Annotated in this window: 9 protein-coding genes; 3 read left to right on the top strand and 6 right to left on the bottom strand. The window is 61.6% G+C overall.

Going from position 1 to position 6,755, the window contains the following annotated elements; all coding sequences use genetic code 11:
- The first annotated feature begins 281 nt into the window (after positions 1-281).
- Entirely contained in the window at positions 282-416 is a 135-nt protein-coding gene (locus ACIREA_RS23370; protein WP_397384756.1) for a hypothetical protein, read from the top strand.
- 152 nt (positions 417-568) lie between these two features.
- Here the strand turns inward: ACIREA_RS23370 and ACIREA_RS23365 are convergent, their stop codons facing one another.
- The 3 genes from ACIREA_RS23365 to ACIREA_RS23355 form a co-directional block, all read right to left on the bottom strand.
- Positions 569-844 carry a hypothetical protein gene (locus ACIREA_RS23365; RefSeq protein ID WP_397384755.1) on the bottom strand — a complete coding sequence of 92 codons (276 nt, stop codon included), beginning with the start codon at positions 842-844 and terminating at the stop codon, positions 569-571.
- Positions 845-873: 29 nt separating this feature from the next.
- A complete protein-coding gene (locus ACIREA_RS23360; RefSeq protein ID WP_397384754.1) occupies positions 874-1,491 on the bottom strand; it encodes a class I SAM-dependent methyltransferase in 618 nt (205 codons plus the stop codon).
- Positions 1,492-2,036: 545 nt separating this feature from the next.
- On the bottom strand, positions 2,037-2,636 hold the full coding sequence (locus tag ACIREA_RS23355) for a class I SAM-dependent methyltransferase (protein WP_397384753.1): 600 nt from the start codon (positions 2,634-2,636) through the stop codon (positions 2,037-2,039).
- A gap of 254 nt (positions 2,637-2,890) precedes the next feature.
- Between ACIREA_RS23355 and ACIREA_RS23350 the strand changes: the two genes are divergently transcribed.
- Positions 2,891-3,493, top strand: a complete 603-nt coding sequence (locus ACIREA_RS23350) for a hypothetical protein (RefSeq protein WP_397384752.1) — start codon at positions 2,891-2,893, stop codon at positions 3,491-3,493.
- A gap of 150 nt (positions 3,494-3,643) precedes the next feature.
- On the opposite strand, the gene ACIREA_RS23345 is transcribed toward ACIREA_RS23350, so the two are convergent.
- Both ACIREA_RS23345 and ACIREA_RS23340 read right to left on the bottom strand, forming a co-directional pair.
- A complete protein-coding gene (locus tag ACIREA_RS23345) occupies positions 3,644-3,796 on the bottom strand; it encodes a hypothetical protein (protein WP_397384751.1) in 153 nt (50 codons plus the stop codon).
- A 44-nt stretch (positions 3,797-3,840) separates the two neighbouring features.
- Positions 3,841-4,143, bottom strand: a complete 303-nt coding sequence (locus ACIREA_RS23340) for a hypothetical protein (RefSeq protein ID WP_397384750.1) — start codon at positions 4,141-4,143, stop codon at positions 3,841-3,843.
- Between the two features lie 334 nt (positions 4,144-4,477).
- Between ACIREA_RS23340 and ACIREA_RS23335 the strand changes: the two genes are divergently transcribed.
- Entirely contained in the window at positions 4,478-4,930 is a 453-nt protein-coding gene (locus ACIREA_RS23335; RefSeq protein WP_397384749.1) for a DUF2846 domain-containing protein, read from the top strand.
- Positions 4,931-5,317: 387 nt separating this feature from the next.
- Here the strand turns inward: ACIREA_RS23335 and ACIREA_RS23330 are convergent, their stop codons facing one another.
- The gene (locus ACIREA_RS23330) at positions 5,318-6,643 is read right to left on the bottom strand and encodes a sulfite exporter TauE/SafE family protein (RefSeq protein ID WP_397384748.1); all 1,326 of its coding nucleotides are present in this window, start codon (positions 6,641-6,643) and stop codon (positions 5,318-5,320) included.
- Positions 6,644-6,755: the final 112 nt, after the last annotated feature.

Below are 6,755 nucleotides of genomic sequence, written 5' to 3'. Positions count from 1 at the left end.
AGCCGGCGGCACCGTCAAAACCGGCCGCTACTTGGACACCACCAAAGGCAATCAAGGCGACCTCCTCACCACCATGCTCTCCTGCGCCGGCGTCCCCTTGGACAGACCCATCGGCATCGCCACCAAGCAGATCAGCGAGATGAAGGCCTAGGGGGGGGCGTGTTCGTGCAGGCCATCCAACGCGGCCAAACAACGATCAAAGTACATTGCTGCCTGAACCCCTCATGAGCCCGCTGATGCAAAAAAACCTGGAGAGTAAAAGCACCCGTCGCCAACGGCTCATGGCGCTCCCTTACCCTGAAAAAGTACGCATCGTCGAGCAGATGCGCGCCGCAGCCCGCGAGATCCGGCAGGCGGACAACAGCACCCTGATTCTGCGCGAGGAACCGCCTCCTTATGGTGGCAGCAAGGCCTGAATCTCCGGCCCTCCCCGAAGGCCAACGGCCTTCCGTATTTAAGCCCAGGGTTCGCAGAACCCTGGGTCACATCACCACCCACCACGCTCTCAAGCGCCAACACCAACGGTGTTGCGTCCATCTCTTAAACGGATTCATTTTCGGACACCGCTCTATCTCCTCTTTCGAAGCCGCTGGAGAGCATCCAAGGCTTGCGTGAATGACGGCGCGAAGTGCTCACCCATCGGACCCGAATCGCAGATGGAATAGGCAAGTGCTTCAATCTCCCGCTCCACGTCTGCTTGGCTCGCCGCCTGACTGGCCGCCTCCATCCGTTGAGCCAGCCTTTGAAGCCACTCGACACCGAAGCTCGGTGCGTCAGGAGAGGTCAGGCAGAACTCACGAGCCTCATCGGCGCCTTTGCGGAGAAGATCGGTGAATTGATTCACGGCATGCAATGAGGTTCAATGGTTACCCCTCACCCCACTCGCTTCTCCGCCTCCACATAAATGCTGTTCTCCGGCCGGTTATCAATCCTCTCCAAGTCCGCGCATTTTCCTTCGCGATACTTGCACGCCCGCGCATTCACAAAGCCATGCTTCTCCAGCAGCTTGCACAGCGACGTCTCCGTGTACATCCACTGGTGCCGGTTCTTCACCCCCGTGCCGTCATACTCCAGGATGCCCAGCAGCATCGCTGTCGGGTCCTCCGGATCATAGAGCTTCACGTAGTGGTCCAGGCTCGGGATCACAAAGCGCACCACCCCGCCCGGAGCCAGCACGCGCCGGATCTCGCTCAGCAGCAGCGGCACATCCCACACAAAAATGTGCTCAAACATGTGCGAGCTAAACACACACTGGCAGCTGTTGTCCGCCAGCCGAAAGCGCTTCGTCACATTCAGGTAATGCAGCTTCTTAAACACACCCTGCTCATGCTCCTCCAGCCGCGCCTGCGTGATGCGCCCCGCCTTCCGCAGCAGCTGCGGCAGCCCCGGAACCATCGTCACCCAGATATGCGGCGTGATGTCCGTGTTGTACCACCCCTCCTGCGGACAATTGAAAGCCCCGAGATGAAGTTTGAGCAAAGGTGAAGTCATGTGCCAAAAGCTAGTCCTCGCCACATCAACCGTCAACGCACACCCCTCTTCAATGCGCACACATTCCATGCCTTATATCACGAACCACTGAAAACAGGTCCTTCTCTGAACCGGTGGAGCCTCTGCGCTCGAAACTGCATCAGAACACCTTATTAGATCCAGAGGGCAGGTGACAGAAGGCACGTGCGAGCCCAGGACGTGGGCGCTTTGGGGCGTAAGCGTTTGAAAAGGGGGCATGCGATGAGTCCGCAGCCCACGCTGGAGCGAAGGATTCCACGGACGCGCACAGCGCATCCCTACCATCCCGAGCAGCGCGCGCCGCAGCGCTGGTAGGGAACCGCTGTGCGGGTCCGAAGTTTCGGGTCTGTGGCATCGCGGGCGCTGAAAAAGGTGCGCCGTCCTTGGAACGTGGAAAGGCAGGAGATGATGGTCACGCTGGTTTGCAGTGTGGGAAATGCCACCACCGATGGAAAACAGGTCTCCATCTCAGCCTATCTGCTCAGGGTATAAGCAGCCGCGCTGAATTCGCATCTTCTCCACCACCTTCACACCCTCTGCACAATAATGAACACATGCTTCTCCGGAGGCTGATCATACTCCAGGTGCCGGCACACGCAGCCCGCCGCCGCCAGAGTTTGCAGCGTCTGTGAAACCCCCAGCGTGCTGTAATTCACCGGCACCCCCATGCTCGCATCCAGCCTCTCCTCCGGCGCATCCAGCCCGCCGAAGGAAAAGATGAAAACCCCGCCCGGGGCCAGCGCCCCGCACAGCTTCGTCAGCACCTCCGCGTTGCGCGCCAGCGGCAGATGCCACAGGCAGTCCCACGCCGAGATTAAATCATAGCGCCCCGCCGGCTCCCACACGCACACATCCGCATGATGAAACGTGAGGTGCGGCAGCCGCTCACGCGCCAGCTCGATCATCCGTGCCGACACATCCAGCCCCTCCACCGCATAGCCCCGCAGCTCCAGCAGCCGGAGAAAGCGCCCATGGCACCCGCACCCCACATCCAGCGCCCGACCACCCGGATGCGCCGCAAACCTCAGCGCCAGCTCATGCTGTGAAATACCATTCATCTCCAGATGCGGCTCCAGCCACCGCTCCGCGATCTCATCATAACTCCGGCCAAGGTCCTCAGGCTGCATGGCATAGGATTAATGCCATGCACTCCCGCTGGCAAATCAAAGCCCGCCAGTCGGTGAGGTCAGCAGTAGAAAAATCATCCGCGTCACTTTGAGCAAAGCACCAATCCAGGCAACACCGCAGGGCAGGGGACACCCCGCAGCTCCGATTCAATATGCCCACCTCTGCGACCGTCCATCCTCTGCGGTTCACCTCCATGCTGCTCTCACACTTGGTCTTGCCATTCCTGCCCACTCTGTCACGCTCCCCGCACCCCATGCCTCACACCACCCCACACCCGAGGCATCCTCATCACCGGCCCGCCGCGCACACACAGCCGCGTCGAACCGCCCTCCACGCACTGCTCGCCGCCCTCATGAGCCTCATGCTCATCGCCTGCGGCCCATCCAAAAACACCGACGCGCAGGCCGTCATCCATCTGCCCGTCCCGCATCAGCGCGGCCTCGCCGAAAATCCCCGCCGCATCCTCCTCGGCATGCGCTCCGTCGGCGAAGACTGGATCTGCTTCCGCAGCACCCCCGAAGCCGGAGACGAGTGGATCATCGACCGCGCCCACGGCAAAGCCGCCGTCAAGCGCGTCCGCCATGACGAAGCCGGCAAGCCCACCACCGAGACCGACTCCTATCTCAGCGGCCACCGCTATAAAAACGAAGAAGGCATCGAAGGAGACGAAGAACTCCGCGTCACCTGTGACTGGACCACCGGCATCCTCTCCATCGCCTACCTTGGCAGCGATCCCGTCGTCAAAAAAGCCATCGCAAAACTGCCCCCCTTTGCCCCGGATCACCGGCTGCAGTACATGGACCTCGTCGCCCAGATCGTCAAAAAGTGGGCACCCCTGATTGGGGCCGGTAAATAAGCTGACATAGTTCATCCAAAAGGGGGGCTGCATATCTGCACGTCCACGTCATGAAGGCGGGTGTATCGTTTGTTTTCGTAGCCTCACGTTAGCGACTGGCCCGGCACCCGCGCGAACGCGGCAGCCTCGTTCAAATGAGGCTCCATCGCCTCAAGCCCTCAGCGCCAGCGCGCTCTCCTCGATCTTCACCGCCGCACAGCGGTTCAGCCACGTGATGCCCGCAAACAGCACCGCCACCACACCCAGCGTCATCATGAATTCCCCCATCTCACTCGGCCTCGAAGGCGCGGAAAATAAAAGCATGCCCGTACACAGCGGCGCCAGACGCAGCCAAATAAGAAGCCACCTCAGCCCTTCTTCGACGCCTCGATAAACACAAACCCGCTCAGCGGACGTGAACAATCCGGCCACTCTGCCACCTCCAGGCATTCATCGATCAAAAGCACCGGCACGTTCTCAGGCGCATTCCTCACCATCTTTCGCGCCTTCATGAGCTCCCTCACCAGCTCCAGCGCCTTGCCCTCAGCCACCTCGGCCGTTTCAGCCTCCGGATACGCATGGATGTAAAACTCCCTCAACGCCGGAAACTTGTCCTCCTGGTCTTGAATCAGAAAGTTTTGACCATGAACGATGACAGCAAATTTTTTCATAAAGGGATCAGGCGCAGACAAAGCCTGACCACTAGCGTGGCGCAGTGCCACACCCAGTTCAAGCCCGCTTGCAGCCCCAAAGCCCAAGTTCAAACTCTGCTCCCTCTGCCTCGCCGCCCCTCTGCGGCAAACCCGAACAGCCATAGCGCCCCATCCTCACCCAGACCTCCCCGCTCCATCTCCGACCAGCGCAGCCGCGTGTTTCTTGCGCTCCGCTGCGTCTCGCTTGCTCCCAACCCCGCACCCCGCGCGAATCCCCCTTGCTACCAGACTCTGGCACTTTTATCCCATCCCTGCACCAGGCACCTCATCCAAAACAGAAAGAGAACCAGCCATGAAAAAACTGCACCTGTTCGTCCTCGCCCTCGGCAGCCTTCTCCTCGCCAGCTGCGCTTCCGTCCCCATGGCCTCCTCATCTGCCGATGCCGAGGCCAAGCAGTTCACACCCCAGCCCGGCAGAGCCAGCATCTACGTCACCCGCGGCTTCGGCGTCGGTTCAGCACTCGTCTTTCAGACCATCCTCGATGGCCGCATCGCCGGCGCGCTCGCCCCCAATACCTACCAGCTCCTCAGCGTCTCGCCCGGCCAGCACACCCTCATCGTCAGCGCCACCGAGAACGTCCAGCAGACCACCCTGACCGTGCAGCCCGGCAGAAACTACTTCGTCGAAGTCAGCGTCAGCATGGGCTTCATCAGCGGCCACGCTAACATCCAGTCCATCTCAGACACCCAGGGCCGCAGCCAGGTCCTCAGCTCAAAACGCGCCGCCGCCACCACCTACCAGTAGGCCTCCCCATATGGACTGCGGTCGCGAAGTGAGGCACGAACGCAGCTACCGCTTTCGCCGTTCTCGGTGACTCACTCATACCATAGACTTTTCGAAAGCGGCAGCCGGTGAGTTTTCGCCAGCCAGTCACCCCACGCCCACCACGAGACGCTCGAAAGCGGCAGCTTCACCCTTTCAGGGTTGCGCAGCCGCACTCCAAACGCGAGCCGCACCGCATGCCCGCACCTCTGATATGGACTGCGGTCGCGAAGTGAGACACGAACGCAGCTGCCGCTTTCGCCGTCCTCTCTGACTCCCGCATACCAAAGAAAATCCGAAAGCGGCAGCCGACAATTCCTCTTGGCGCCTCACCTCACGCCCGCCAAGAGACACCCGAAAGCGGCAGTCTCAGTGCGCATGCCCGTGCCCGTATACCAGCCCATGCCATCCGGCCCACGCCATGTAGCCCGCCAGCACCGTCAGCAGAACGCATGACACATACGGCGCCTTGCGCATCCATTCGCCAAAGCCGCTGAATCTCTTCTGCGCATGCTGCACGCTCCACGCCGCCGCAGCGCCCACCGTCACCATCGTCAGCGCCAGACCAAAGCTGAACGCCCCCACGATCGCAAAGCCCAGCGCCACCTTCTTCAGCTGCAGGCACACCAGCAAAATCGTAAACGCCGCAGGGCAGGGCATCAGCCCGCCCGTGATCCCGAACATCACGATTTGCGGCGTCGTCACGTGCTTGCTGCCAAACCTCCGCGCGATGTCCTCCGCATGCGCACGCTCATGCGCATCCTGGTACACATCCCCCTCCGGCCGCACCTCCTCCGCCACCACCGGCGCGTGGCTCTGCCCGGGCACATGCCCATGCGCCGCCTCCGCAAACTTCAGCCGATACGTATGCGCGTGGTCCGCATGGCCCAGCGTCAGCGTCGCTATAAATTCATGCGGCTCAGGCAGCATCGCCGTCGCCTCCCAGAAGCCCGCCCCCGGCTCAAACTGAAACACCTGCGTGCTCCCGTCCAGCCGCGCCGTCTCCAGCGTTAACAAATTCCCCTTCGGCAGCGGCACCGCAGCGCCGCTCGACGTGCAGGGATAAATCCGAAACCGCGGCGGCACCCCGTCCTCATGCACCGCGATCTCCAGCCACCCATGCCCCGTGTCCAGCAGCATCCCTCCATGCACCCCATGCGTCCGCTTACCCGCCGCCCTCAGACTCGGCACCTTGAATCCCACCGGCAGCGCCACCTCATGCTCAAACATCGCCGCAGCTCCATTGCCATGCTCATGTGAATGCGAGTGCCCATGCGCATCTCCATGCCCATGCAGTCCATCATGCCCATGCCCATGCGAATGACCATGCCCCATCTCATGCGCCTCCGCTTCCGCCACCTCACGGCGCGTCCTCAGAAACATCCACACCGCCAGCGCCAGGATCAGCACCGCAGAGCCCAGTTGCAGGTACGGCTCCACCGTCTCCGCATTCCACTCCCCGCCGTAGTGCAGCGCCACCGCCGCCAGCACCCAGATCAGCAGCGAGTGCGACGCCGCCGCAGACAGCCCCAGCAGCACCGCCTGCCACACCGTCCCTCGTATCGCGATGATAAACGCCGCCATCATCGTCTTCGAGTGCCCCGGCTCCAGCCCATGCAGCGCCCCCAGCAAAATCGCCACAGGCACATACAGCCACGCATGGCCGCTGCTCAGGTAGTCGGAGAAAGAATTCATCGCAGCAAAAGAGGTGGGGAAGGGCAGGGGAGCATCAGCTTAGCACCCGCACCACCCCACACACTGCACCCACTTCCCCAACCTGCCGGACCCTTTTTCAAAAATTCCTTTC

The sequence above is a fragment of the Prosthecobacter sp. genome (assembly GCF_044373815.1).
GTDB lineage: Bacteria > Verrucomicrobiota > Verrucomicrobiia > Verrucomicrobiales > Verrucomicrobiaceae > Prosthecobacter.
Note: the sequence above shows the minus strand (reverse complement) of the source record. Positions and strands in the feature narration are given on the sequence as shown.

What these genes read in the sequence shown, in the direction of transcription:
- ACIREA_RS23370 (WP_397384756.1), top strand. Translation starts at nt 282, where the DNA reads ATGGCGCTCCCTTACCCTGAAAAAGTACGCATCGTCGAGCAGATGCGC.
- ACIREA_RS23360 (WP_397384754.1), bottom strand. Translation starts at nt 1,491, where the DNA reads ATGACTTCACCTTTGCTCAAACTTCATCTCGGGGCTTTCAATTGTCCG.
- ACIREA_RS23355 (WP_397384753.1), bottom strand. Translation starts at nt 2,636, where the DNA reads ATGCAGCCTGAGGACCTTGGCCGGAGTTATGATGAGATCGCGGAGCGG.
- ACIREA_RS23350 (WP_397384752.1), top strand. Translation starts at nt 2,891, where the DNA reads ATGCCTCACACCACCCCACACCCGAGGCATCCTCATCACCGGCCCGCC.
- ACIREA_RS23345 (WP_397384751.1), bottom strand. Translation starts at nt 3,796, where the DNA reads ATGCTTTTATTTTCCGCGCCTTCGAGGCCGAGTGAGATGGGGGAATTC.
- ACIREA_RS23340 (WP_397384750.1), bottom strand. Translation starts at nt 4,143, where the DNA reads ATGAAAAAATTTGCTGTCATCGTTCATGGTCAAAACTTTCTGATTCAA.
- ACIREA_RS23335 (WP_397384749.1), top strand. Translation starts at nt 4,478, where the DNA reads ATGAAAAAACTGCACCTGTTCGTCCTCGCCCTCGGCAGCCTTCTCCTC.
- ACIREA_RS23330 (WP_397384748.1), bottom strand. Translation starts at nt 6,643, where the DNA reads ATGAATTCTTTCTCCGACTACCTGAGCAGCGGCCATGCGTGGCTGTAT.